Below are 23,783 nucleotides of genomic sequence, written 5' to 3'. Positions count from 1 at the left end.
GTCATTCTCCGGTTCATGCGGGGGCCGAATATGGCCGCCGCTACCGAAGCAAGCCCGGCTTGCCGGGCGCAGGAACAGTACTGCTCGAATGCGGAGTGAAGTCCAGTCGGTTCAGAGTAATCCCCGCTATCCACATGCAATGTCGAGCACTGCCCCTAGAAAAGAACAAACGGACTTCCTATGTTCCCCTTATGGACCAATCGCAATCGCCCGCAGACGCATCTGCCTCTCGCCGCCTTGAGGTTAAATACACGCCGGTTGGGGAGTTAGTTCCTGATCCTCGTAATGCGCGAACGCACTCGAAGAAACAGGTGACGCAGATTGCAGAGTCAATCAGCGCCTTCGGGTTCACCAATCCAGTGGTGGCTGACGCAGAGGGCAACCTCATTGCCGGGCATGGACGGCTGCGGGCAGCCAAAGAAATGGAACTTACTGAAGTTCCTGTGATAACTCTTGCCGATCTCAGCGAACCTCAAAAGAAAGCCCTGCGCCTTGCCGACAATAAGATTGCTCTGAATGCAGGTTGGGATCTTGAGGTGCTCAAACTCGAGCTTGCGGACCTCTCTATGCCTGAGGTCGATTTCGATCTTGGCTTAACCGGTTTTAGCACCGGCGAGATCGATGTGGTTCTCGCTGACAGCGAAGACCCTGATGACGAGGTGATCCCTGCCGTTCCAGAAAATCCACGCGTAGAGACCGGCGACATTTGGCAGCTTGGCGAACATCGGGTGGCCTGCGGCGATGGACGCGATGCTGCATTCTTGCAGACGGTAGTGGGCGAGGGTGCCTCAATCGACTGTGCATTTCTTGATCCTCCTTACAATGTGAAGATCAACGGGCATGTGAACGCCAAGGGACGCCACCGCGAGTTTGCGATGGCATCAGGCGAGATGAGCGAGGATGAGTTCCGCGGCTTTCTTGCAGATACTCTAAGCGCTTGCTCGGTCGTTTCGCGCAGCGGTGCGGTACACTTCGTATGTATGGACTGGCGTCATATGGACGATGTAACCGCGTCTGTAGACGGCGCTTACAGTGAACTGCTCAATATCTGCGTGTGGAACAAGAGCAATGCTGGCATGGGATCGCTCTACCGCTCAAAGCATGAAATGATCTTTGTGTACCACGTCGGTGATGCACAACATGCCAACAATGTTGAGCTTGGCAAGCACGGCCGCAACCGGACTAATGTATGGGATTATCCCAGCGTTAACTCGATGCGCGGTTCGAGGCGCGAGGATCTGGCGCTGCATCCAACGGTCAAACCCGTGGCGATGGTGGCTGATGCCTATCAGGATGTCACAAAACAGGGGGAGCTCGTTCTCGACATCTTCCTTGGCTCGGGCACCAGTTTGATTGCAGCTGAGCGAGTGGGCCGCGCATTCCGCGGGCTTGATATTGATCCAGCCTATGTGGATCTTGCAATGCAGCGCTGGACTGATCTCACCGGAAAGCAGCCGAAACTCGTCTTCCGCGAGGGCGAAGAGGTTGGCGAATGAGCGGATCGCGCTTCCAACCAGGAAAATCTGGTAATCCCAAAGGGCGTCCACGCAAGCCGCGCCGGCCCAATGTATCCGCGTTCGAGATCATCCTCGATAAGATGTTGGTTATTACCCAAAACGGGAAATCGCGTGAAGCAACTGTTGAAGAAGCCCTCCAGCAGCAAGCCTTGAAAGACGCTCTTGCGGGCAAGCGCATGGCAATCCGCAAAGTGCTCAAGATGATCGAAGCACGCGAGAAGGCACTTGAAAAGAAGAACGCCGGTCCGCGCCACAAGATCGAGATCAAACACCATCACGACTCTGACAACGCGAACGCAGCCTTGCGCATCCTCGGCATCGCTGAGCCTGAACCTAAATTTCCAAGCAGATGGAAGGTTCATGCGTGGGCGACCCAAGCCGCACTAAGCCGCCCAGGGCGCAAGAAATTTGACCGTAGAGAAGTCGACAGCATCAAGTTCTTCACCTTCGAACCTGACACCCTGAAATGGCCGCGTGGTAAGATCGCATGAGCGAGGGTGTAGGTCGCGGCAAACCGCCAACTGAAACGCAGTTCAAGAAGGGTAGTTCAGGCAACCCGAAGGGGCGTCCGAAGAACCGTCATAAATCTGTTCCTTATGATGCGGTGCTTGGACAGATGGTGACGATCCGCGAGGATGGCCGAGAGCGGCGCGTCACTGCTGCTGAGGCGTTTGTGCTGCAACTGACGCAGAAGGGGCTAGCTGGCGATAGCGCTGCGGCCCGAGTTTCTCTTGATGCCATCGAGCAAGCACGATCTACACGCGGCGATGACCGTCAGGGGATCGATACGATCATTATCTCGTCTGTCGCCTCTGGTGCAGATGCGATTTTGGACTCGCTCGGTTTGGCCATCAAGAAGTTTCCAACCGACGAGAAGCGGGTTCGATGGGAATTGAACCCTTGGATTGTTGAGGAAGCGCTTGAGCGGCTTGGTGACAGGCGGGTTACTATCGAGGAGCAACGCGAAGTTTGGGGCGCGACGCGCATGCCAAATAAAGTTGCGTGGCCTGATTGGTGGGAAGTGAAGGGCGAATGACTGCTTTGCGTCCCAAAATCGGGCGTTCGAGTGATCACGAAACGATGCCAGAAGCTGCCATCTTTGACAGCCGAGGCGTGCACCCGATTGAAGTGGAATCAAGTGCTTCAGAGTTCGTTCTAGCGGATAAGGGTGTGCCGAAACTCACGAGTTGTCGGCGGCGGTCCATCAGGCAACCGATCTTGCAGTGTCGAATTTCTTGCAGGAATACACAACGCTGGTGTCATGACGTTTCAAATTCCGATCGCACATCAGCGTGTCTTTCGCCCATTGTTCATACCATGCCAGAGTCGGTCCCTGAACGACGAGCACGTAGTCAGTAGTCCCCGAAACGTGGTAGGCTTGCTTGATATGGAGGTCGGCATGGACGGCTTTGTCGAACTCCGCATAAGCTTGGGGCGAGTCCGTGTCGAATGTCACGCTGACTATGACTGTTATGCCCAAAGCCTCTGTGCCTAGAATCGAGACATCTTTGGCGATAATCCCATTGTCTCTCAGTAACTTCAGCCGGCGGCGCACCGCGGAGTTGGAAAGACCAATTTTTTCGCCGATCGCTGCATGCGTCAGCTGATTGTTCTTTTGAACAATCTGAAGGATCGCTGTGTCGAAATCATCTAGCTGCATACGAAAATCGCCATTTTTATCGCCTCTAAGTACGATATTCATATCTATAGCAACGAAAAAAGCCAAATATGACCACGGCCTACCTGCTAGTTTCTTTCGCAGTGGAGGAAACACAATGAGCTTCAACTATAACCTTGCGATTACCGCTCTTGCTTTTGCTACGGGAACAAGCGCGATGGCGTCATCTGCCATTGAGGATGTCCTATCAGCCGATGAAACCCAAGGTGTCTGGCTGTCGGACGGGTACGGAATTCTGTTGGACGTTAGCGAGAGTGGCCAGAAGGTCAGAACGTACGACTACACTGATCAGGCATGCGTCGAGACGACGGGAGAAGAAACGCATTTCAGCTACATGAGGGCTGGCCGTCTAGACTTGGAGTCCTCTCTCATGGAGCTTCGGACCGGGACCGATCCCTATGACATTCGCTTTCGGCGGATTGGAGCGTTACCGGATGCTTGCCAATCGGACCGGGAAGGTCATCGAGGCAGCGCACTCGCAAACTTCGATGCGTTCGTGAGCTATTTCAAAGAGCACTATGCCTTCTTCGATGTGCATAATCCCGAATGGCTCGAACAAGCGGCCCGTATTCGAAGCAAGCTCGACGAAAAATCGGGAGAATCTGATATTATTGAGCCAATGATTGGTCTGCTTTCGTCGCTCAAGGATGGGCACGTTAGCATCCAAGCAGTGGTTGGAGGGGAGGAGGGAGAGTTCATTGCCTTCCCCGGTCCGACTTTGAGTGCAGTGCAGCAGACCTACTTCGGAGAAGGGAGTCCGATGGCGGCTTTTGGCCGGCAATTTTTACGGACCGATATTGAACAGGCGATACTTGGTGGCCAGGGCCGGAATGCAGTCAACGAGCGGATCAAGTATGGCATCACAAGCGATGACATCGGTTACATGGCCGTCATGTCTATGGGAGGCTACGCGGCCACGCCTGACGCATCGGAAGATGAAGAACTCGCCGCTATCAATGATGCGATGGACGAGATAATCTCCTACTTCAATTGTGCCAGCGTAAAAGCGATCATAATCGACATTTCGGTGAATCGAGGTGGCTACGACTATCTGGCCAGAGAGATCGCAAGGCGGTTTGCCAGCAAGAAAACCCTAGTATCCAGCAAATTTGCTGGTGACGCGACAAACCGGACACCTCAGCCACTGTTCGTTGAGCCGGTCACTCGCCCGAGTTTTGCCGGACCGATTTACGTTTTGACTAGCGATGTAACCGTGAGTGCAGCGGAGGCACTGACGCTATCTTTGCGCGCGCTTCCAAACGTCACGCATGTCGGCTCGAAGACTCGTGGCGCACTTTCGGACGTGCTTGAAAAGAAATTGCCAAACGGATGGGTGGTGACGCTTTCAAACGAGGTCTATCTCGACCACGAAGGCGTGTCATGGGAAGGCAAAGGTATTCCTCCTGAGCACGAGTGGCAGGTGTTCGATCCCTCCAATCCGTTCACTGGTCACTTGCCCTCGGTCGAACGTACAATCGCGCTTATCGACAAGGAAGTGCAATGATCATCCTGATTAGCTAATTGCAAAGGATGATTGCGATTCACGCACCCATCATAGACTCGGCTCGAGCACGGTAACGTCATGCTTCTACTAGACGCGATGTTTCGATTTGGTGGGTGCGCTCTGCTCTTGGTGATTGCCGTGAGCGCTTGGCGCTATCGGACGGTCTGGCGAAGTGCGCCGTATCTGCTGCTTACGTGTGCAAGTGTTTTGGCGCTGTTTATTGGCTACACCCTGCCGCAGTTTGCGCCACCGGAGCCGGTCCTTGCACTCATGCGGTTTCTGGACATACCGCACCTCGTATTTGCTTGGCTCTTCGCGTTGAGCGTAAGCGTGCCAGACTTTAGATTGCAGCGGTGGCATATTGCGGTTGGTGTATTGTATGCAGCACCGATCCTTTGGCCGCGCCTTGCGTTGTACTCTTTGGTGTCCGACTACCCGGCTTGGCTTCCGATCTATGGCGCAATTACGTCGGTCGTTCTTATTGGCCACTTGCTGTACGTAGTATCCAAAGCTGCACGCGCGCATAGTCGTCAAGCCGGCAATCGCCGGGCCGAACTATTCGCGATGGTACTGCTGGCGGTAACGATCTGCGCGGCACTCTCCGACTTCATCCCGGACGGAAGTCCATTGGATTGGCGTACCGCAAAGGTCATGTCCATCTTCCCAGCTTTGGCCTTTGGCGCGGTATGGATGCTGCGGCTGAAGGTTCCCATGTTTCATTCGCCCGATAATTCTCGATCAAGTGGCGGGCTATCGGCAAAAGGCAATGGGCTACTAGGGAGATTGGAAGACTATCTCCTCGGGAAGGAAGCCTTCCGCGATCAAGATCTGACCATTGCCAGCCTTTCTGAAGATATCGGTGTAAGCCAGCACAAGCTGCGCGCCTTGATCAACAATGAGCTCGGCCACCCCAATTTCAACGCTTACATCAATCAAATTCGGGTCGGGGCCGTATGTCGGGCTTTTGATGAACCAGGCTCTGACAAGCTGCCAATTCTTACGTTGGCGCTGGACGCCGGTTTCAAATCCATTTCAGTATTCAACAAAGCGTTCAAATCCCTAACTGGTCAAACTCCTAGCCAGTATCGTGCGTTGCTAGCAAAAAACCCAGCGCACGCGTGGAATCCGGAAGAGTTTGCTAGAAATCCGTAAGACATATCTAACACCGCAGACTACCCAAAATCTCCATTGCAACGCCTGACTAGGCGCGCAGCTATAAGAGGGTATCATGCGAGTATTCCAATTCTTTTTAATTCTTATGGCTGTGTGGAGCGTGCCGCTGTCCGCACAAAATCGCGACGTGAAGGTGGATGATGTCATTGACCGTCTGACCGCAGCCTATGGCGGCGAGGCCCTGCGCGATATGTCTAGCGCTTCGATCAGCAGCGATCGCCGCCTGGGTTGGCTCGGGCAAGGCCAAACTGCGCGGTTTATCGAGTACGAATCTGACAACCTGCGCAAGCACTTCGATCTGAAAAATGAGCGTGGCAGCGTGGAACGATGGACGTTCCAGAATGGCAATGTATATCACAACCGATATGTTGTGACCGGGCAAACGGCCACCAACATCGACTATATGTCTATGACTCAGTCGCCATCGGAAAATGGTGGGTTTTGGCAATGGTATAGCGGTGATTTCCGTAGCTCAGATACTCTCCTTGCATATCGTCTGGCCACATCATCAATCGAAGTGAACTACGCTGGCGAGGCTTTCTACAGGGGCCGGATGCACGACAAATTGACCTTCTCGATCATTCCTGATTCTCTGGCAGTCACGGTATTTGTTGCGCGAGGCGACGGATTGATCAGGCGTGCCACAATGGAACGTGAAATTGGCGCGGTGAATTTCATTTTTGCCTCTCACCGGAAGAAGGACGGTATCACCTATGCGTCAGAATCGCAGATATATGTCGACGACGTCATGACCGAGTATGAATGGGGTGTCAGCTTTGTGCCGAACGCCGACCTGAGTTCGGTATTGCAAGTCGAACCCGAACTGAGCGCAGCCCCGGAAATGGTCGATCACTCGGAGCTCACGGTAGATGCGCTTTCCGCGAATGTGTTCATGGTTGGACGTGAAGACTATGCACTCTTCGCCATCGACGGACAAAGCGTTATTGCAGTGGGCCTCCACGCTGGCCTTAAAGAGAGATACGATGCACTGCTGGAACATCTCGGCAGACGACTGCCACTTTCGGCCGTCATCGCGACACACCACCACAGCGACCACCTGAACGCGGTGCAGGATGTGGTTGATCTGCGAACAAAACTGTATCTAACAAATGAAGCGATGACAGCACTTGCAACATTGCGCGACGATACAGCAAAAATCGATACTCAGATATTGCGGCCCGAAGACACAGTTGGTCCATTTTCGATTTTCGTCCGTCCAACAGCCCATTCGGTGGAGAATGCTTTTGTATATCACGCCGAAGCGAAGGTGCTGTTCCAAGATGATCACTATCACGGTTTGATCGTCGACCGGGCCAGTCGGGTTCAACCCTCTGCAATGCAAATGTTTCGGATCATCTCAGATCTGGGACTTGAAGTCAGCGCCCTTGCATCGGGACACGCCCGAAAAACGGACAGTTGGGACGATTTTGTCGCCGCAGCGGAGCGCCCTGAAGCTGGCGCACTGTGTCCCTCTAGAAGGGATATTTGTATGGAGTTCACCGATCAATGACACAATTGATCACACGTCTGCGCCTTGGTTTAGGGCTCTCCGTAGTGAGTTGCCTTGCTGCAGTGGTCAACGCTGAAACGACACTCCCCGAGAATGAACCTTGGGGGGTCGAGGTCGAGAACATAAGCTCAATGGTTCTGCCTGGCGACGACTTTTACGCATACGTCAATGAGGGCTGGATCAACAAAACCGTGATCCCGCGAGATCGGGCATCCTTGTCCGAACCGTGGGTCGCGCAGTTCAAGGTCTACGATGACCTCGCAGTGATGTTCGATCAGATTCTGGCATCTTCATCTACCGAACCGGGAACTGCTGAACGCCGGATACGGGACTTTCATCGCAGCTACGCCAATCTTGAAAGCGTAGAGCGGCTTGGCATTGCGCCAGTAAGCGATGGGCTCGCTCGAATTGACGCAATTAGGACGCATGCGGATGTCGCCCGTTTTATGGCCGACCCCATGGCCCCGTCTCTTTTTCATCTGATCGTGAAGCCGCCGGTCGATATGCAAGGCGGCTACGTACTCTCTCTGGAACAATACCGCGTTACGGGCTTGGGGTTGCCGGGCCAAGCTTACTACAAAGATGACGCGGAGCCATTTGCCGGACACCGCATAGCTTATAGAAGCTTTGTCGCGGATACGCTTGATCTTGCAGGTATTGCAGGCGGGCAAAATCACGCTGCAAATGTCCTAGAACTGGAGACACGCTATGCTCGAATCATGTGGGACTTTACGCGTTTGCGCGACGCCGGTGCAGCTTTCGATCTGGTTTCGTTGGATGAGTTGGGGCACCGGGCACCTGGGTTCCCATGGAGGGTTTTCTTCAAAGCCAAAGGTGTTTCACAGCTCGGCGAACTAAACTTCGGTATTGGAGCGCTTACCGAAAGTGCCGCTCTGTTTGACCAGATCCCCATCGATCATTGGAAAAGCTACCTAACTTTTCACTGGATCAATAACCACGCGGAACTACTACCTGAGAAGTTCGGCAACAATCGGTTTGCTTTTTTTGGTCAGCGCCTGTCCGGCGCTTCTGAACGGGCGTCACGTGGCGATCGTGCTATTGAATTCGTCCAGAGCCATTTGGGTTGGGACGTAGGCTCACTCTATGTCGATCAATATTTTCCCGAAAGTAGTACGGAGCAGGTTCTCGAGATCGCAGAATATGTTCGCCGAGCCTTTCGCGAACAATTGCTCGAAACGGAATGGATGGATGACACAACGCGAGCTGAGGCCCTGAAGAAGGCAGATGCCATAATCTTCGAAATGGCTGAGCCAAAAGCACAGACCGATCTGGCGCAGCTTCATTCAGACGCGGACGACCTAGTCGGCAATTTGCGGCGCCTGCGGCTCACTCAGTGGGAAGCCGACAAAGTGAGAATTGGGACTCCGATTTCCCGCTGGGGTGATTGGAACATGTATCCCCACCGGGTGGGTCTTGGCTTTCATCAGCAATATAATAAGATATTCATCACCGCAGGCGCTCTACTACCCCCATTTTTTGATCCGGAGGCCGATGCTGCCGTGAATTTCGGTTCCATCGGTTCGACAATCGGTCACGAATTTGGTCACTCTCTGGATGATCAGGGATCAAAATTTGATAGTCGCGGCGCACTTCGCAATTGGTGGACCAGCAACTCTCGGTTTGCATATGATCAGCGCACACGCAGGCTGATCGAGCAGTTTGGCAAATATGAAATGCTGCCAGGAGTGGCTCTCAATTCCGAACAGATGATTGGCGAGATCGTAGGCGATCTGACCGGCGCGCTGATCGGCAGACGTGCCTTTGAACTATACTTGCACGATCACCCTGACGAACGGGAAATTGTGCTTGATGGCTTTACCGGACCGCAGCGCTATTGGCTGGGGTTGACCCAAAAGGTCAGGATGGTCGCTCGAGATCCCGCGTTGCGCGATATGGCTCTGTTTGCAGCGCAGCCTGCACCGCCACACAGCATCAACGGGGTCGTTTCCAACCTTGACGCTTGGTATCGCGATTTTGATATTGGCCCTCAGCATCGTCTCTATCGGAGCCAAGCAGAGCGAACTCCTTTGTGGGAATAGTCCTATGATCCGCATATTCACTCACAGCTTCACATCACTAGCCGTACTTTGCACATTCATGCTCTCGGCAACGCAAGCCCTCGCTCAAGCATATCTGAGCGAAGATGGAGTGGTAGAGGCAACTGACGGCCGGCAGCTAGCTTACACGATTGATCGACCATCGACAGAAAGCGGCAAGCTCCCGTTGCTTATCGTGATCGATGGATCGGGCTGCGTCGGTCACAAGCGTGCCGGTTTCAGCGAGCTCCTAGCGCCTTCTGGCAATCCCGACATCGCCTACGCACGCTTGGTAGTCGGTAAGAGCGGCGTTCCAGCGACGAAGGCTGCATCAGATGATTGCTCAGACACATTCATGGAGCATTATGCAATAGATCAACGGGTTCTCGATCATCTGAGAATTCTGCAGGTGCTTACCCGAGAGATTTCTTGGTGGAATGGACAGCTGGTGGTTTTCGGTTGGTCGGACGGGGGGGACATTGCCACACAGCTCTTTGCCTATAATCCCAAGATCAGCCGTCTGGCATTTGGAGGGGTCGGTGGCGGCTTCACGATGCAAGAGCATTTTGAGGACTTCTGGGTTTGCGCTGAAGGCCAGGTCGAAGATCGCGAAGGATGCGTGGCGAGCCTGCGCGAGCAATTTGACGCGATTGATCGAAACCCGACATGGACCGAACATTGGTCAGGTGAAGACAATTCCTACAGGGCTTGGCGTAGCAGGCTCTCAACACGCCTAACTCCCATCTTGCACAACGAGACCCGCCCGGTGCTGATGGTGCACGGAGCCGAAGATCTCTCCGGCGCTCCTGTTCAATCTGCCCAGAAGCTTGCAGCCAATCTCGAGCCGACCGACACATTCATATATTGGGAGATCGCAGGCATGGGCCATGACATATGGTCGCTACCTCCGGAGAAAGCTCTGGCCTTGGAGACCCGCATTCTTCGATGGCTGTTCGAAGCCGGATAGGTATTTAGGCAAAATGGGTGCCGCCAGGTGAATTCAGATGTTCAATCGCTCCGATGAAGGCGAACAACACGCCTCTCGATTGAAATCGCACGGCAGCATTTTCTGCTAGGCTTGCTCAAAGCGGACATTCCGCTCTCGGCCCAGTTCTAGCCGATGCTCAATGACCGACATTGGGGGTGATAGCGGACATTGGCAATTGCTTGTTTTTAACAATCGCCCAATCGCTCTCCAACCACCTCCATCGACATATTTGCCTTGCCATTTGGCAGGTCGTCTTGAATGAATTCGGTGTCCATTTCTAACCTGAATTTGTCCGAAGCGATCGATCCCGTTATCGCTAGGTCGGTCTCGATTCCACCATCCATGGTACACGTGAGAGTTCCTGTCACCTGTTCACCTGCATTTGCGAAATCGCCCATTTTGCACTCGTTGCCTTGCTCAAACTCCTTGGTAAGCGTTGCTACTCCTGCCTTTGCCTGCTCCTCGCTGTAACATTGCTCCCCTGAGAGAACCTCGCCTTTCGTCCCTTCCAGAACCTTTTTCTGCTCGTCAGTCGCCCCCGGCACATCGAATTCGGTTATTCCGACATAAACCTGCCATTTACCAGCACGCATTTCGCCTGCATCAGGATTGCTCCCGCAAGATGCGAAGAGCAATGCCAGAGTGCCCGTGGCTACCAATTTGGTAATGTGCATTTCGATATTCCTTAAAGTGTTTTCGGCTGGCGCCGTTGAGTTGGGTGGAGGTAGCCTAGCTGGTGAGAGGGTTCTCTAAACCCGCTCATGGTTAGCGTACCAATGCGCTTGCTGTTTTCGATGTGGTTATTCTGTCTTGCACGATGATCGGCGTTACAGCTCGATCACTGAGCCAAGTAAGACTGCTGCAATCAGGAATGCAGCCCCTACCAAAGCCAACAAGGGGCCTTGCTTTTTTCTTGTCTTCGCTAGTTCGGGGTCGGAAACGATCTTGTCTGCAAAGAAGGTGAAAATGATACCCGCGCCAACCAAACCTATTCCACCGAATGTCAACATTTTGAAGCTCCATCATAAATCGCTATGAAATCTAAGGAGTGAGATAAGCCCAACCTGTAAGGACTTCTCAATACCGCGTATAAGGTAGAGCCAAGTGATTTGGCACTATTCGGATAGCTTGATGGTGATGCAGGTCCCCTGAGAATCGCTACGAATCTCTAGTTCTGAATCCATAGCTCTGGCACGCTGCTTAACGTTTGCAATTCCTCGACCTGCAGAATGTGAATCAAGATCAAAGCCGTGTCCGTCATCGCAAACGGTAATACGAACCAGCGAAGGGTTTGAGCATTCTGGTTCGACGCGAATTGTTACAGCCTCCGCACCAGAGTGACGTATTGTGTTTGCGATACACTCTTGCAGAAGCCGATACAAGTTCAATATCTTGCGCGAAGACATAACTGGCCCGTCGGCTGGCAGGTTAATGTCAACCGTAAGACCAATTCCGGCACCTTCTAAATCGGGCCGAACACGCTGTACAAAAGCCCCAATAGCAAAAATCAAATCGTCGCCAACGCCATCCATCGCTGTGACCATTAGGCGTAGATCCGTTATCCCCTTGCGAATGCCGTCATGGACTTCGTCCATACCTAGCCGGCCGCTTTGGATCTGCATTGATAGTCCAAGCAGGAGTGAGCCCACACCATCGTGCATGTCGCGCAGAATGCGTTGCCGCTCGTCATTGGTCGCATTGTCCCGCTCAAGTGATCGTGTCCGTTGATAACTTTCTTCTAGTTTTTCAGACTGCCTATCAACACGGCGTTGCAGTTCCAGATTTGCTTTGCGGGTAAGATTGCGGGTTGCTGTGGCCTGAGCCGCCAATGTCGCACACAAGCCAAGCCCGAGGATAATCCCGAATGCTGGTGATTTGTAGTTTACGAATGCCAGACCATCGAAAAATGGCAACATTACATCGAACTGGTCGTCAATTGCGTCAAACCCAATCACACTAATCGACACTAAAAAGAGCAGAGTTTCAATCGCGTTGAATTCCGCCATCAATCCGTTTCGCCCCGCTGCTTTCCAAGCCAAAGCGAACATTCCGACGACGCAAATGACTGAGGTGAAAACTGTTTCGGTCCAGAATGCGGTTCGGAAAAACACAATTGGCTCTGCGGTCATATTCAAGATTGCCAGCGCGGCGATGAGCAACGAGAGGGCGGCCAACAGCCAACCAGTAAGATACCTCCTCGCGCGGATCCATCTGAGCAAGAAAAAGCATAACGCTGCGAGGAAGATAAAGATGACTAAGAACGTGAAAAACATTCGCCAATCATCTGACGTCGGTTCTACAATGTTCAGATGGGCCAAATTTTTAAAAATCCACGCAGCGAGCAATACAGCCAATCCGTTCATCCGGTAACGATCAAGCGGTGGCCATTGTGCAGTGAGTACTATCAACAGTACGATTGCCATCACAGCGACGGCTGCAATCGCTAGTTCGACATCGAACAAACGCCCCCACGACACCGCCGTGAGGACGTCTTCTGGTGAGGACAGGTAGATAGCAGGGGCAACTTTGCGACTCCGTCCTTCTCCGATCACACGGAGTTCGTTGTCGGTAGTCTCAAGGATTTCAGCTGGGATGACAAAAGCGGTCGCTTCAAAACCGCCCAACACCCCCCAATGATCCATACCCGTCTGCTGACGCACCGTCGTTCCATTGACTTCGATTGCGACTATTCGCCGAACCCAGCCCATGTAGAGCCCCATATCCTCGCCGGACTCAATATTGTCGAAACGATGAACGTACGCGACTCTTTCTGCCTCTTCAGGAGGGAATGGGTCGCTGATCGAATAGCTCGGGACTGCATCGCGATGCAGAAGAACAGGCTGGGCAAATGAAGGGTGCTCTCTGTCCAGAAAGCTCATCGAAATGGTTTCTGGCGCGGCTGAACCCGACGGCCGAGAAAGAAGCTCCATCCCTATCAGCAGCGGCCAGAACAATAATTGACTCGCTAGAATGTAGCCAAGAGCCAACACCCATCTTTGATCAAAAATGGTGCGACGTTCACGCTCTACATCCACCAACGCAGTCTCATCAGCCGTCAAACCTGATAAACCCTTCATTGACCGCTTCATATACGGCTTCGGTGCGACTGTTGACAGACAACTTTCGATAAATAGTTTTTGCGTGAGTGCCAACCGTTAGCGGTTTAATTCCCATGCACTCGCCAACCTCAGCATTACTCAGCCCTTTCGCCAATAATTGTAGCAACTCAATTTCACGAGGAGTAAGCTTAACTTCGCTCTTGGAGGGCTTCGGTCGGCGGACACGTCGCAGCAAGTGAGTGGCTGCAGCCGCGCTGATTGGAGAGCGTCCAGCAAGTACATCGTGCAGAGCAGTTTCTATGCTTCCAACTGGGCCGTCCTTCAAGAGGTACCCGTCCGCGCCAGCATCAAACGCTCTAAGCACAGTTTGTTCATCGCCCAGTACGGTGATCATAACAACTTTAGTAGCACAGCCATCTCGCGCTTTGGCTATCAAATCAAGGCCTGAACCATCAATCAAATCGATGTCGATAAGGGCCACGTCTGGAGCCGTATCCAGCAATTCTGATCCGGCGACAACGCTGTCCGCTTCGCCCGCGACCGAGAAACTCTCGATACGATTCACCATTTCCCTCAGATGCTCGCGAACAACAACGTTATCTTCAATGATTACTACCTGGTATGTCATCACACTATTTCTGGGTACCCTTCAGGGTGTGCATTATGATGAAACCGTGTAATCGAAGCAAGATTCCGATAAGCGATGGTTCATTAGCCTAGGTGATCGCTGAACACGGATTGTGTTGGTGTTGCCATCGAGCTCTCGGCGTTCGTCAACAACGTCTGCGAATTGTACCATGACGCTGACGCAATATTTGGCAGTGAAAGGGAAGGCTGCGTTGCGCTTCTTCCCAACCGCGCGAGTGAGTTGTGTGAGATTAGGGCAGCGATCCTCACCGACACCCCACACACGAGCATCATATGCTGGCAGCCTAAAGTCACAGTCCGTTACGGAGCCTATATCAAACCTCTGTTGGTTTAGCCGTGCCTCATGTGGGGCATAGTCAAATTGCATGCCTCCAACAATATCCGGCCCCTGGGATGAACGCGTCGGACTGCGCAGTTCTAAGTCCGCGTAATATTCTCCTTCCCGTAAGCTATTCTTAATCTTGCCACTGCGCGCGTATTCCCCCAGCGGCTTAGCAAAATAGCAACGCACAAAGACATCTTCTCCCTCAGAAAAATTCACCTTTGAAGCGCGATAGGCCGCGTCCCCTTCGGCTCCCTTGTTAAGAACACGATCAGAGAAAACACAGTTTCCAACTCCGTCGCTATCAACCTTTCGATAAGTGTTTGCCTGAGCACCTGCGGCGGCGAGGATTAAGGCGGTAAATCCTGAGATTGCTAGAACGGCGCGCGGTGACATTACTTGCTCCTTGTTTGCTTACTTAATGGCCGGATACCGCTGATCAGGTGGCACCAACATCCCTCGAATGGGGTATTCTTCCACCGAACATCGAAGTCTAGCGTCAGCCTGTCTTCAGCAAGTCGGGAAGTGCAATGTTTCCAAACTTTAGTCGTTTCAACATACGAAATGTGCCGCGCAAATCACTCATGACGGCAACGTCGCTGATTGCGCTTTCCTTGAGCGGCGGTGACGCCCTCGCAATAACATCCACGACACCCGTTGTTACATCAGTTTCCGGCTCATCAAGTATTTGTGCCATTCAATTTTCTGCGACTGTCTCGGCCGTGACGGATGACGGAAACGGTACCGATTTCTACGCCGTAGGGACACGAAGCGGAAGCAGGGTTCTTTCGCGACAACTTATCAGTACACCCGTAGGCTCCAACGCAGGCGTGTTCACAACGACAGTTTTTGCCAATCCGGACACAAGCGGCGGACCACTTGAGATTGTAATCAACGAAAGGAGCGGTAGCGGTATCGGGCCAGTCGTTGCATCAGCGCTCGTTCCTGCCAACCTTCTTCAAGCGGCGGGAGGGGTATGTGCTCAAGCACTTCCAAACCAAGTTCCAATTGTTGATGCTGGGCTTGATCGGACGGTCAATGGTGGGACAAATGTCGGCCTCACAGGCGCGGCAAGCGATCCGGAATTGGATCCCTTCACGATAGAGTGGCTTCAAGTTGGCGGAACACCGGTAACATTGACATCCACAAACTCTCTAGCAACTAGCTTTACAGCGCCGGTTCGCGGCCCCCTCCCACAAGTTCTTTCGTTCAGATTGCGTGCGACCGATGATCGCAATCGACGCGCGGAGGATGTTGTCGAAGTAACGGTAGCTGGCAATCAGGCTCCCAACGCGGTGACGGGAGCCACTCAAAACGTTGCGGGTGGTTCCACAGTGACACTGGATGCAACAGCTTCCAATGATCCGGAAGGTGATCCGCTGAGCTTCGGTTGGCGACAAATCAGCGGTCCACTTGTGACTTTGACTGGAGCAGGCACTGCCACTCCGGAATTCACCGCTCCTTCTGGCATCAACGTCGTTCAATCGCTGACATTTGAAGTGGTGGTGACGGATACGTTCGACGCATCGAGTGCAGCCCAGCAAGTGGTCAGCGTCGACGTGGCCACAAACGCCTTACCAACGGTGGATGCTGGAGTTGATCAAACTGCCCTGCCTGGTGCCACAGTAGTTTTGGCTGGATCGGCGAACGACAACGACGGAGACCCTCTTACTTATCAGTGGACACAGATTGCTGGCCCGTCAGTGTCGCTCATTTCAGCAACAACGCTTAGCCCGAGTTTTATCGCTCCGCCAAAGACGAATACCGCACAGATATTGACCTTTAGCCTGATTGCGAATGACGGGACAGCTAACTCCGCAGCAGATACGGTCGATGTTACCGTCCCTGCCAATGCCGGTCCGACAGCTGACGCAGGCCCAGATCAGACTGTTCTCGGGAATGAAGTGGTCACTCTTGACGCGACTGGATCAAGCGACGCGGATGGCGATACGCTCGCCTTTGCTTGGATTCAGGTAGCAGGCCCAACAGTGACTTTGGTGGGCGCAAATACGGATCGCCCAACCTTCACAGCCCCGACACCTACTGGTCTTGCACAAACTTTAACATTCGAATTGGCGGTTGATGATGGCACGCCTCCGGCCACCGGCGCATTTCCAACTGATCAAGTCGACATCACGATCCTCGCCAACTCGCCTCCAATTGCGGATGCTGGCGTTGATCAAGGCCCGATTGATAGCGGACAGACGGTTACGTTGGATGGTTCTGCTTCGAGCGATCCTGAAAACGATACTCTTACTTACACTTGGACCCAGATATCAGGTACGCCAGTGTCATTGACCGGTGGGAGCGGCGCCTCCCCAACATTTGTTGCCCCCCTGGTCAATGGCAATGAGGATTTGGTCTTTAGCCTCATCGTGAGCGACGGTCAGGCAGACTCGGTGGCCGATACCGTTACCATCAGCGTTCGCGCTGTGGGGACGGTAACGATTGTACAGCGCGTTATCGGCGGCGACACACCGGTCACATTCACATCATCAATCCCGGCGTTGAACGGCGTTGTGAATACTGCGAATGGCGCAGGCCAAATCAGCGCAAGCAGCGTGACGGCCGGCTCCTATACGGTCTCGGTAAACGACCTAGCCGCATCAGGTTATGCGGTGACTGACATTTCGTGCAACGATGCCGATTCTGTCGCAAACCTGTCTGCGCGGTCAATTGCCCTTGAACTGTCGCCCAGCGAAGATTTGGTGTGCACGTTCACATCGGTCAATTCGCGCGAAGCGGCAAGCACGGCAATTGCCGACTTCCTGACCGGGCGTAATGCGCTAATCATGTCGCACCAGCCTGATCTGCAACGCAGGCTGGACCGGCTCGACGGAGCCAAGGCGCAACCGGGGACGGCCACCGCCTATGGTGTTCCAATCCCCGGTTCGGGCGCTTTGCCATTTGCGATGTCGCTTAGTAGCGGACAGGCCAGTGCCTCGACCAGCCTATCGCAGGCAAGGGCAGCAACAGGCGCACAGGATCGAGCAGGCGCTCCGTTCGATATCTGGGGCGAGGCCTTCTTTACAAAGGCAAGGCTTGGCAATCAGCGCGCCAATTTCCGGATATTCCACGTTGGTGCCGACTACCGGATTGGCAACAATCTCTTGCTCGGCGCCCTGGCAGAGTTTGACGACTTCAATGATCGTGATGATCTGGAGGCTGGTGAAGCGGAAGGTAGTGGCTGGCTGGTCGGGCCCTATGCCATGGTCCGTCTAGCACCCGAGTTGTTCGCGGAAGTGCGTGCCGGTTGGGGCAAATCCAACAACCGTGTATCGCCATTGGGGACCTATATCGATGAATTCGATACAAGCCGCAGTTATTATAGTGGGTCACTTGTTGGGCAGTTCGAGTTAGGCAGGGACACGCAGATCCGGCCAGAGGTCACGATCCGGTATCTCGACGAGAAGCAACTGGCTTATACCGATAGTCTGAATGTCCTCATTCCCGAACAATCGGTGGGCCAAGGCGACATCAGCTTCCGTCCGCGTGTGCATCACATTATTGAACTCGATAGTGGATGGACACTTCGGCCCTTTGGTGAGGTCGAAGGCATCTACACCTTCGGTACAAACATCAACAATGTGCTTGATGACGGGCTAAGAGCTCGAATCGAAGGCGGCCTCGACGCGCTATCTGGACGCGGCTTCAGAGCTAGCTTGGGCGCGTTCCACGATGGGATCGGCGCTGACAACTTCCGCAGCACCGGTATCCGCGCGTCGATCTCATTCGGGTTCTGACCAAGAAACTCTCTACGCACGGTCTGATTGTCTGGAAAGGCAAGGCGATCAGACCGTGTCCAACTCAAACATCCTGACACATAAGAGGAACCAACAGTGCCAAAGTCTAGTGAGCATGTGGAACACGGAAAGGTCGCAGCGATGACAACTGCTGGCAGCGTGATCGCTGCGCTGGTTGCATTTGTTCAAGCTGCTTCGATTGACATCTCGCCGATTGCCTCTCCATTTGATGAGGGTTTCCAAGTTGGGCAAATCGCTGGAATCGCAGTCACAGCTGCGCTGGTGCCGTGGCTCGCCGCCTATTTCCTAGTCATTCGTGATGCCGCAAAAGCGGACAAATGGATGTCTCTGAGCGCCATGATTATAGCGTCAATCTTTGGTCTGCTGGCCGGACTGTTGGTCTAACGCCTGTCGGCGTGCAGGCTGTTGTCCTTGATCCCTGCGACATGCCCGATTGGCTCGCACTCAAATGAACGCACCAATGCGGCCCAGTACCGTGGTGTAACCTTGGCCGTACCTCATTTGTGAGGTACGGCCTTTTTTGGTCTCAAGTGCTCATCTATTTCCCGAGATAGATGAGCAATCTACCGTCTTAAGCGTTGATTGCTTTGGCCTCGGAGAACACGGCCAAACCCACACTAAGTCCAGACAATAACTGAATGTCCGTAATTGGGTCGTTGGCAGAAAGACCGCTCCCAGCTTCATATCCTAACTAGCGGCCAGTCAGCTACCAGCATGGGCAACATAACCTCTCAGCGACTGCTTGTGGGGTGGAAAGCGGACGTCAATGAAACAACACCACCTACCGCCTCGATGCTCGAAGCGAGCCTTGTCGGTTTGCGCAAAGAAGTTTGCTTTAGGCTCAATGCCCAATTGCTATATCGGGCGAAATCCAAATTCATCGCCATCGTGACTTGCCAGAAAGGTCGACTCTAAGGCAGTGTCTGCCGACATGAGGGCGGGAAGAATCGATGAGTAACGAATTGCGGCGAGATACGCTGTTTGTGGCGCTGACGCGTCCGCAGATGTTCGCCGGTGTAACGTTCACATTCTTCGTGCTCAACGTGATTATCGCCGTCGAGCTGTTTTTGATCTTTAAGAGCTTATGGGTCTTGCTAGTGGCGCTAGCGCTTCACGGCGTTGCCATGTTGCTATGTCTGCATGAGCCGCGCTTTTTTGACCTTTGGATTACTCGCGTGCGCAATTGCCCGAGAGTGAAGAATTACAGGATGTGGCGATGCAATTCCTATCGTCCCTGATCGCTCCAGCATTAACGCGTGATTCCAAAGTAATCGCGAACGAAACGCCGGCAGGCGCGCATTTGCCATATGCGCGGCATTTGGACGATGCCACTATCGAAACCCGCGATGGCACGTTGATGCAGACAATTCGTCTGGGTGGTTTGCTGTTTGAAACGGCCGATAGTGATGAATTGAACTACCGCGCAGAATTGCGTGATGCAATGTTGCGGACTGTGGGTAGTTCGCGCTTTGCTCTTTACCATCATGTCGTTCGCAGACGGGCTGATGTCACCCTTGATGGCGAATATATCGACGATTTTTCGCAAAAGCTCGACCAACGCTGGCGAGAGCGGCTGAGTGCAAAGCATCTCTATGTGAATGAGCTGTTCGTCACAATCATCCGCCGCCCGCTGCAAGGGCAGATCGGATTGGCAGAGCGGGTCCGAGGATGGTTCGCCAAGTCTACCCATAACGCTGCTGCCGTGATCGCCGCTGAGAAACGCGCGCTGGATAGTGCCAGAGAGGCTTTGATGGCGTCTCTGAGTGCATATGATCCGCAGCTCTTGTCGCGTTACGAGACTTCGTCTGGCGAGCGATCGGAGCCTCTCGAGTTTCTTTCCTATTTGTATAACGGAGATATGCGGCCCGCTGCGGTGCCACATGGCGACCTCGGACATCATATTCCGGCGCGGAGAATCAGCTTTGGGCAGGATGCGGTCGAACTTGCCCCCACAGGCCCATTAGAACGACGGTTTGTGGCGCTCGTCTCGATCAAAGACTATCCCGGACAGACCATGCCCGGCATGTTCGACGAGCTTTACCGACTGCCATTCGAGATCAATGTTAGCCAGAGCTTCGCATTCGTTGAACGCCGCCAAGCGCTCGGCAGGATGAATCTGGCGCTGCGCCGGATGCGTTCGGCAGAAGACGAAGCTTTGTCGTTACGTGACGAGTTGACCAGCGCGAAGGACGAGGTTGCTGCTGGCCGTGCTGGTTTTGGCGAGCACCACACAACGATTGCAATCCACGCCGATGACCTCAAAAAGCTGAATACGCAGGTCGCCGAAGTGATCGCATTGCTGGCTGATCTTGGCATCAATGCAGTGCGTGAGGATATCGCTCTGGAACCCGCTTTCTGGTCTCAGTTTCCCGGGAACTTTCGCTATTTGCCGAGGCGCGGGATGGTCTCGACGACGAATTTTGCGGGCCTCGCTAGCCTCCACAATTTCCCGGTTGGTAAGGTTCATGGCAACCATTGGGGCGAGGCGGTAACGTTATTCGAGACGACCGCAGCCGGGCCGTATTTCTTCAATTTTCATCAGAAAGACCTCGGCAACTTCACGGTGATCGGGCCGTCCGGTTCCGGCAAGACAGTGGTCCTGAATTTCCTGCTGGCACAGGCGCAGAAGTATAAGCCGCGTACGATATTCTTCGATAAGGATCGCGGTGCCGAGTTGTTCATCCGGGCAATCGGCGGAAATTACGACCGACTTGATCCCGCGTTTAAGTCTGGGCTGAACCCGCTGCAGCTTCGCAAGAACGCGGCAAATGCGGCGTTTCTTAAGGAATGGCTGGCTTTGCTGGTTGGTGAAGTGACGAGTGCAGAGCAAGAGCAGCTACGCGATGCGCTTGAGGCAAATTTTGCGCAACCCAAAGAGATGCGGCAGCTACGTCACTTCGCTGAATTATGCAGAGGGCAAGATCGGCCAATGTCGGGCGATCTCTATTCGCGGTTAAAGCCATGGTTTGGCGATGGGGAGCATGCCTGGCTGTTTGACAATCCGAAAGATATTACCGATTTGACCGCAACTACTGTAGGGTTCGACATGACCGCCATTCTCGACCACCCGGTCGCCCGCACACCCGCGATGCTGTATTTCTTCCACCGCGTGGAGCAACGTCTCGACGGTAATCCGACGATTTTGGTTATCGATGAAGGGTGGAAGGCGCTCGATGATCCTGTGTTTGTTCGCAAGATCAAGGATTGGGAAAAGACTATCCGAAAGCGCAACGGTATCGTCGGGTTCGCAACCCAGAGTGCGCAGGACGCACTGGAAAGCCAGATCGCCAGCGCGATCATCGAGCAGGCCGCGACGCAGATATTCATGATCAATCCGAAGGCACGGGCAGAGGATTACATTCAAGGGTTCGGCCTGAGTCCGCATGAGTTTGAACTTGTCAGATCCCTACCAGACAACTCGCATTGCTTCCTGATAAAGCATGGGAAGGAAAGCGTGGTAGCGCGGCTCAATCTAAGCGGTGAGCAAGAGCTTCTCACCATACTTTCTGGGCGTGAGAGTACGGTTCGCTTGTTTGACGAGCTGGTCGGTAAAACAGGCACTGATCCGGCAAACTGGATGCATCTGCTGATTGAGAAGGCAGCCTGATGGCGTGTCCGACGATCCTCACCGGTGACCGCTTCTTGGTGCGCGTCATCGACCACATTGACTGTCAAGCCCAATTTCTGGGGAGCTATGGCTATCAAGCGCTAGGACAACCGGGATCGCTTGCGTCGAATGTGATGCTCGGTCTGCTCACGCTGTTTATTGCACTATTTGCATTCCGGCTGTTGTTTGGTCCGGCGCCGGGCGGCCGGGACGTGGTATTCGATTTGCTCAAGATCGGGATCGTTTTGACGCTAGCATTTTCATGGCCTGCTTTCCGAACCGTTGTTCATGATGTCGTCGTCGACGGCCCAGCTCAGGTGACCAGCATTGTCGCCGCACCTGCATTGGTAGGCCAAAGCGAGCGCTTGGCGGATCGCGTGCAGAAGGCCGATACCGCGATGGTTAGGCTGGCGGAGCTGGGGACTGGTAGGAATACCGGCGTCACGCTCGAAGGGGGGGAAACCGGAGCCTCATTCGCTGGCACATCGCTGCAAGACGATACTGCAATCGGATACGGCCGAATGTTCTACCTTTCGGGAATAATGGGTTCTCTCGTATTGATTAGGATTGTCGCTGCTTTGCTTTTGGCTTTGGCACCGCTCGCAGCAGGATTGCTCTTATTCGAAGCAACGCGAGGGCTATTCTCGGGTTGGATAAAGGGCCTTATACTTTCGATGCTCGGTTCCATCGGTGTGACTATCGTATTGCTGGTCGAACTCTCGATCTTGGAACCGTGGCTGGCCGATGCACTTCGCGTTCGAGTCGCTGGCTACGCTACTCCATCCGCTGCGATAGAGCTCTTTGCGATTTCTTCAGCCTTTCTCGTTGTCAAGTTCGCGATGATTTGGTTGCTAGCGAAGGTAGCATTTGCTCGCGGCTGGATGAGCGTGCCGACCTATGCGGGGGAGCAGGCAGCAAACCTGTTTAGTCCCAAAGTTCCCGTCATCGCTGATGCAGGTGACAGTATTGTTCCCACGCGGGTGCAGCGCATTGCAGACAACGTCGAAACGGTGATCAAGCGCGAACAGAATACGGAAATGCGCCGATTGACGCATCGATCCCTAGCGGCTGATAGTATGGAGGAGGTCGCAAGTGATCGACCTCAAGCGATAGCCAACACGACGAGTGAGCAGGAGCGGCTAGGCAGTTCATATCGCCGCCCTGCAAGGCGAAACACATTTGAATCACTGCGGGGGGATCGCCAATCGTGAGCAATTCGCGCGACACCGATCTTGACGCGGTTGAGCTATCCGAAAGCTGGACTCAAAGCGTTACAGACGATCTGGAACGCTCGCGCCGGCGTGCGTGGCTGGTAGCTGCACTGCTGGGTGCGATTGCGCTCCTGGAGGCTATTGCGCTGGTCTTTCTGACTCCGCTAAAAACTGTCGAACCATATACGCTGTTGGTGGACCGGCAGACCGGCAATGTCGAACGCTTGGCACCGCTAGATGAACAAACGGTGGCGGCGGATGCCGCACTGACCCGATCTTTCCTTGTCCAATATGTAAATGCCCGCGAAGGTTTCGATCTGGATGCCTTGCAGGACAATTATCGCAAAGTGACGTTGCAAACGAACGGCCCTGAACGGCAGCGCTACATTGATCTGATGCAGGCCGGTAACCCGCTGAGCCCATTATCATTCATGAGCCGCAACGGAGTTATCCGCACTGATATCCGTAGTATTTCCTCTCTTGGTGCAAATCGCTCGATGGTGCGCTTTACAACCACGCAAACGGACCAGACGGGGCGGGCCAGGCCCCCGGAATATTGGGCTGCGGTCATCGACTATCAGTTCTCGACGGCCGAGATGAGCGAGGCCGACCGGTTTGTGAACCCGCTCGGATTTCAGGTCACTCGTTACCGACGCAGTGCTGAGACGTTGCCCAAAGTCGAGTTGGCTAGAGAGCAGGCATTACAAGATGTGGTCGAAACTGAGGTGCCACGGTGATTGGCAGA

At 53.8% G+C, this 23,783-nt stretch carries 21 protein-coding genes; 14 read left to right on the top strand and 7 right to left on the bottom strand.

Annotated elements, in window-relative coordinates; genetic code table 11:
• Positions 1–134 precede the first annotated feature (134 nt).
• Genes J9777_RS08455 through J9777_RS08445 form a run of 3 tightly spaced genes read left to right on the top strand, consistent with a single transcriptional unit; the run spans position 135 to position 2,553 of the window.
• Positions 135–1,496 carry a DNA methyltransferase gene (locus J9777_RS08455; protein ID WP_348631962.1) on the top strand — a complete coding sequence of 454 codons (1,362 nt, stop codon included), beginning with the start codon at positions 135–137 and terminating at the stop codon, positions 1,494–1,496.
• Positions 1,493–2,008 (top strand): DUF5681 domain-containing protein, encoded by a 516-nt coding sequence (locus tag J9777_RS08450; RefSeq protein WP_209348271.1) that lies wholly within the window; start codon positions 1,493–1,495, stop codon positions 2,006–2,008. The genes J9777_RS08455 and J9777_RS08450 overlap by 4 nt, the downstream gene beginning before the upstream one ends.
• Positions 2,005–2,553 (top strand): DUF5681 domain-containing protein, encoded by a 549-nt coding sequence (locus J9777_RS08445; protein WP_209348270.1) that lies wholly within the window; start codon positions 2,005–2,007, stop codon positions 2,551–2,553. The genes J9777_RS08450 and J9777_RS08445 overlap by 4 nt, the downstream gene beginning before the upstream one ends.
• A gap of 168 nt (positions 2,554–2,721) precedes the next feature.
• Here the strand turns inward: J9777_RS08445 and J9777_RS08440 are convergent, their stop codons facing one another.
• Positions 2,722–3,243, bottom strand: a complete 522-nt coding sequence (locus tag J9777_RS08440; protein WP_209348269.1) for an Lrp/AsnC family transcriptional regulator — start codon at positions 3,241–3,243, stop codon at positions 2,722–2,724.
• A gap of 49 nt (positions 3,244–3,292) precedes the next feature.
• Here J9777_RS08440 and J9777_RS08435 point away from each other — a divergent pair, with 49 nt between their 5' ends.
• The 5 genes from J9777_RS08435 (at position 3,293) to J9777_RS08415 (ending at position 10,406) form a co-directional block, all read left to right on the top strand.
• Positions 3,293–4,699, top strand: a complete 1,407-nt coding sequence (locus J9777_RS08435) for a S41 family peptidase (protein ID WP_209348268.1) — start codon at positions 3,293–3,295, stop codon at positions 4,697–4,699.
• A 564-nt stretch (positions 4,700–5,263) separates the two neighbouring features.
• Positions 5,264–5,851, top strand: a complete 588-nt coding sequence (locus J9777_RS08430) for an AraC family transcriptional regulator (RefSeq protein ID WP_209348267.1) — start codon at positions 5,264–5,266, stop codon at positions 5,849–5,851.
• A gap of 76 nt (positions 5,852–5,927) precedes the next feature.
• On the top strand, positions 5,928–7,382 hold the full coding sequence (locus J9777_RS08425; protein WP_209348266.1) for an MBL fold metallo-hydrolase: 1,455 nt from the start codon (positions 5,928–5,930) through the stop codon (positions 7,380–7,382).
• Entirely contained in the window at positions 7,379–9,442 is a 2,064-nt protein-coding gene (locus tag J9777_RS08420; RefSeq protein ID WP_209348265.1) for a M13 family metallopeptidase, read from the top strand. The genes J9777_RS08425 and J9777_RS08420 overlap by 4 nt, the downstream gene beginning before the upstream one ends.
• A 4-nt stretch (positions 9,443–9,446) precedes the next feature.
• The gene (locus J9777_RS08415; RefSeq protein WP_209348264.1) at positions 9,447–10,406 is read left to right on the top strand and encodes an alpha/beta hydrolase; all 960 of its coding nucleotides are present in this window, start codon (positions 9,447–9,449) and stop codon (positions 10,404–10,406) included.
• 206 nt (positions 10,407–10,612) lie between these two features.
• Here J9777_RS08415 and J9777_RS08410 read toward each other — a convergent pair whose 3' ends face one another.
• The 6 genes from J9777_RS08410 to J9777_RS08385 form a co-directional block, all read right to left on the bottom strand.
• Positions 10,613–11,101, bottom strand: a complete 489-nt coding sequence (locus tag J9777_RS08410; RefSeq protein WP_209348263.1) for a DUF3617 family protein — start codon at positions 11,099–11,101, stop codon at positions 10,613–10,615.
• 153 nt (positions 11,102–11,254) lie between these two features.
• Entirely contained in the window at positions 11,255–11,437 is a 183-nt protein-coding gene (locus tag J9777_RS08405) for a hypothetical protein (RefSeq protein ID WP_209348262.1), read from the bottom strand.
• Positions 11,438–11,542: 105 nt separating this feature from the next.
• Positions 11,543–13,504, bottom strand: a complete 1,962-nt coding sequence (locus J9777_RS08400) for an ATP-binding protein (protein WP_209348261.1) — start codon at positions 13,502–13,504, stop codon at positions 11,543–11,545.
• Positions 13,476–14,114 (bottom strand): response regulator transcription factor, encoded by a 639-nt coding sequence (locus tag J9777_RS08395; protein WP_209348260.1) that lies wholly within the window; start codon positions 14,112–14,114, stop codon positions 13,476–13,478. Before J9777_RS08395 ends, J9777_RS08400 begins: the two co-directional genes overlap by 29 nt.
• Before the next feature lie 33 nt (positions 14,115–14,147).
• Positions 14,148–14,852 (bottom strand): hypothetical protein, encoded by a 705-nt coding sequence (locus J9777_RS08390; RefSeq protein WP_209348259.1) that lies wholly within the window; start codon positions 14,850–14,852, stop codon positions 14,148–14,150.
• A 103-nt stretch (positions 14,853–14,955) separates the two neighbouring features.
• On the bottom strand, positions 14,956–15,153 hold the full coding sequence (locus tag J9777_RS08385; protein ID WP_209348258.1) for a hypothetical protein: 198 nt from the start codon (positions 15,151–15,153) through the stop codon (positions 14,956–14,958).
• 133 nt (positions 15,154–15,286) lie between these two features.
• On the opposite strand from J9777_RS08385, the gene J9777_RS14815 reads away from it, so the two are divergent.
• The 6 genes from J9777_RS14815 to J9777_RS08355 all read left to right on the top strand — a co-directional run bounded on the left by J9777_RS14815 (position 15,287) and on the right by J9777_RS08355 (position 23,775).
• Positions 15,287–18,199: an autotransporter outer membrane beta-barrel domain-containing protein gene (locus tag J9777_RS14815; RefSeq protein WP_209348257.1), complete on the top strand. Its 2,913-nt coding sequence runs from the start codon at positions 15,287–15,289 to the stop codon at positions 18,197–18,199.
• Between the two features lie 96 nt (positions 18,200–18,295).
• A complete protein-coding gene (locus J9777_RS08375; RefSeq protein WP_209346778.1) occupies positions 18,296–18,604 on the top strand; it encodes a hypothetical protein in 309 nt (102 codons plus the stop codon).
• A gap of 566 nt (positions 18,605–19,170) precedes the next feature.
• Positions 19,171–19,458: a VirB3 family type IV secretion system protein gene (locus J9777_RS08370; protein ID WP_209348256.1), complete on the top strand. Its 288-nt coding sequence runs from the start codon at positions 19,171–19,173 to the stop codon at positions 19,456–19,458.
• Positions 19,437–21,827: a VirB4 family type IV secretion/conjugal transfer ATPase gene (locus tag J9777_RS08365; protein ID WP_209348255.1), complete on the top strand. Its 2,391-nt coding sequence runs from the start codon at positions 19,437–19,439 to the stop codon at positions 21,825–21,827. Before J9777_RS08370 ends, J9777_RS08365 begins: the two co-directional genes overlap by 22 nt.
• The gene (locus J9777_RS08360) at positions 21,827–23,038 is read left to right on the top strand and encodes a type IV secretion system protein (RefSeq protein WP_209348254.1); all 1,212 of its coding nucleotides are present in this window, start codon (positions 21,827–21,829) and stop codon (positions 23,036–23,038) included. Before J9777_RS08365 ends, J9777_RS08360 begins: the two co-directional genes overlap by 1 nt.
• Positions 23,035–23,775 (top strand): VirB8/TrbF family protein, encoded by a 741-nt coding sequence (locus J9777_RS08355; RefSeq protein ID WP_348631960.1) that lies wholly within the window; start codon positions 23,035–23,037, stop codon positions 23,773–23,775. Before J9777_RS08360 ends, J9777_RS08355 begins: the two co-directional genes overlap by 4 nt.
• Positions 23,776–23,783 lie beyond the last annotated feature (8 nt).

It is taken from the genome of Pontixanthobacter sp. CEM42 (assembly GCF_017812015.1).
In the GTDB taxonomy this organism is placed as follows: domain Bacteria; phylum Pseudomonadota; class Alphaproteobacteria; order Sphingomonadales; family Sphingomonadaceae; genus Pontixanthobacter.
The sequence above is the reverse complement of the archived record's forward strand: the minus strand, read 5'-3'. Positions and strand labels throughout refer to the sequence as shown.

Excerpts from the sequence above, each read along its gene's own strand:
- J9777_RS08435 (WP_209348268.1), top strand. The coding sequence starts at position 3,293 with ATGAGCTTCAACTATAACCTTGCGATTACCGCTCTTGCTTTTGCTACG.
- J9777_RS08445 (WP_209348270.1), top strand. The coding sequence starts at position 2,005 with ATGAGCGAGGGTGTAGGTCGCGGCAAACCGCCAACTGAAACGCAGTTC.
- J9777_RS08405 (WP_209348262.1), bottom strand. The coding sequence starts at position 11,437 with ATGTTGACATTCGGTGGAATAGGTTTGGTTGGCGCGGGTATCATTTTC.
- J9777_RS08370 (WP_209348256.1), top strand. The coding sequence starts at position 19,171 with ATGAGTAACGAATTGCGGCGAGATACGCTGTTTGTGGCGCTGACGCGT.
- J9777_RS08365 (WP_209348255.1), top strand. The coding sequence starts at position 19,437 with ATGCAATTCCTATCGTCCCTGATCGCTCCAGCATTAACGCGTGATTCC.
- J9777_RS08395 (WP_209348260.1), bottom strand. The coding sequence starts at position 14,114 with ATGACATACCAGGTAGTAATCATTGAAGATAACGTTGTTGTTCGCGAG.
- J9777_RS08410 (WP_209348263.1), bottom strand. The coding sequence starts at position 11,101 with ATGCACATTACCAAATTGGTAGCCACGGGCACTCTGGCATTGCTCTTC.
- J9777_RS08390 (WP_209348259.1), bottom strand. The coding sequence starts at position 14,852 with ATGTCACCGCGCGCCGTTCTAGCAATCTCAGGATTTACCGCCTTAATC.
- J9777_RS08430 (WP_209348267.1), top strand. The coding sequence starts at position 5,264 with ATGGTACTGCTGGCGGTAACGATCTGCGCGGCACTCTCCGACTTCATC.
- J9777_RS08425 (WP_209348266.1), top strand. The coding sequence starts at position 5,928 with ATGCGAGTATTCCAATTCTTTTTAATTCTTATGGCTGTGTGGAGCGTG.
- J9777_RS08385 (WP_209348258.1), bottom strand. The coding sequence starts at position 15,153 with ATGGCACAAATACTTGATGAGCCGGAAACTGATGTAACAACGGGTGTC.
- J9777_RS08450 (WP_209348271.1), top strand. The coding sequence starts at position 1,493 with ATGAGCGGATCGCGCTTCCAACCAGGAAAATCTGGTAATCCCAAAGGG.
- J9777_RS08415 (WP_209348264.1), top strand. The coding sequence starts at position 9,447 with ATGATCCGCATATTCACTCACAGCTTCACATCACTAGCCGTACTTTGC.
- J9777_RS08360 (WP_209348254.1), top strand. The coding sequence starts at position 21,827 with ATGGCGTGTCCGACGATCCTCACCGGTGACCGCTTCTTGGTGCGCGTC.
- J9777_RS08455 (WP_348631962.1), top strand. The coding sequence starts at position 135 with ATGCAATGTCGAGCACTGCCCCTAGAAAAGAACAAACGGACTTCCTAT.
- J9777_RS08400 (WP_209348261.1), bottom strand. The coding sequence starts at position 13,504 with ATGAAGGGTTTATCAGGTTTGACGGCTGATGAGACTGCGTTGGTGGAT.
- J9777_RS08420 (WP_209348265.1), top strand. The coding sequence starts at position 7,379 with ATGACACAATTGATCACACGTCTGCGCCTTGGTTTAGGGCTCTCCGTA.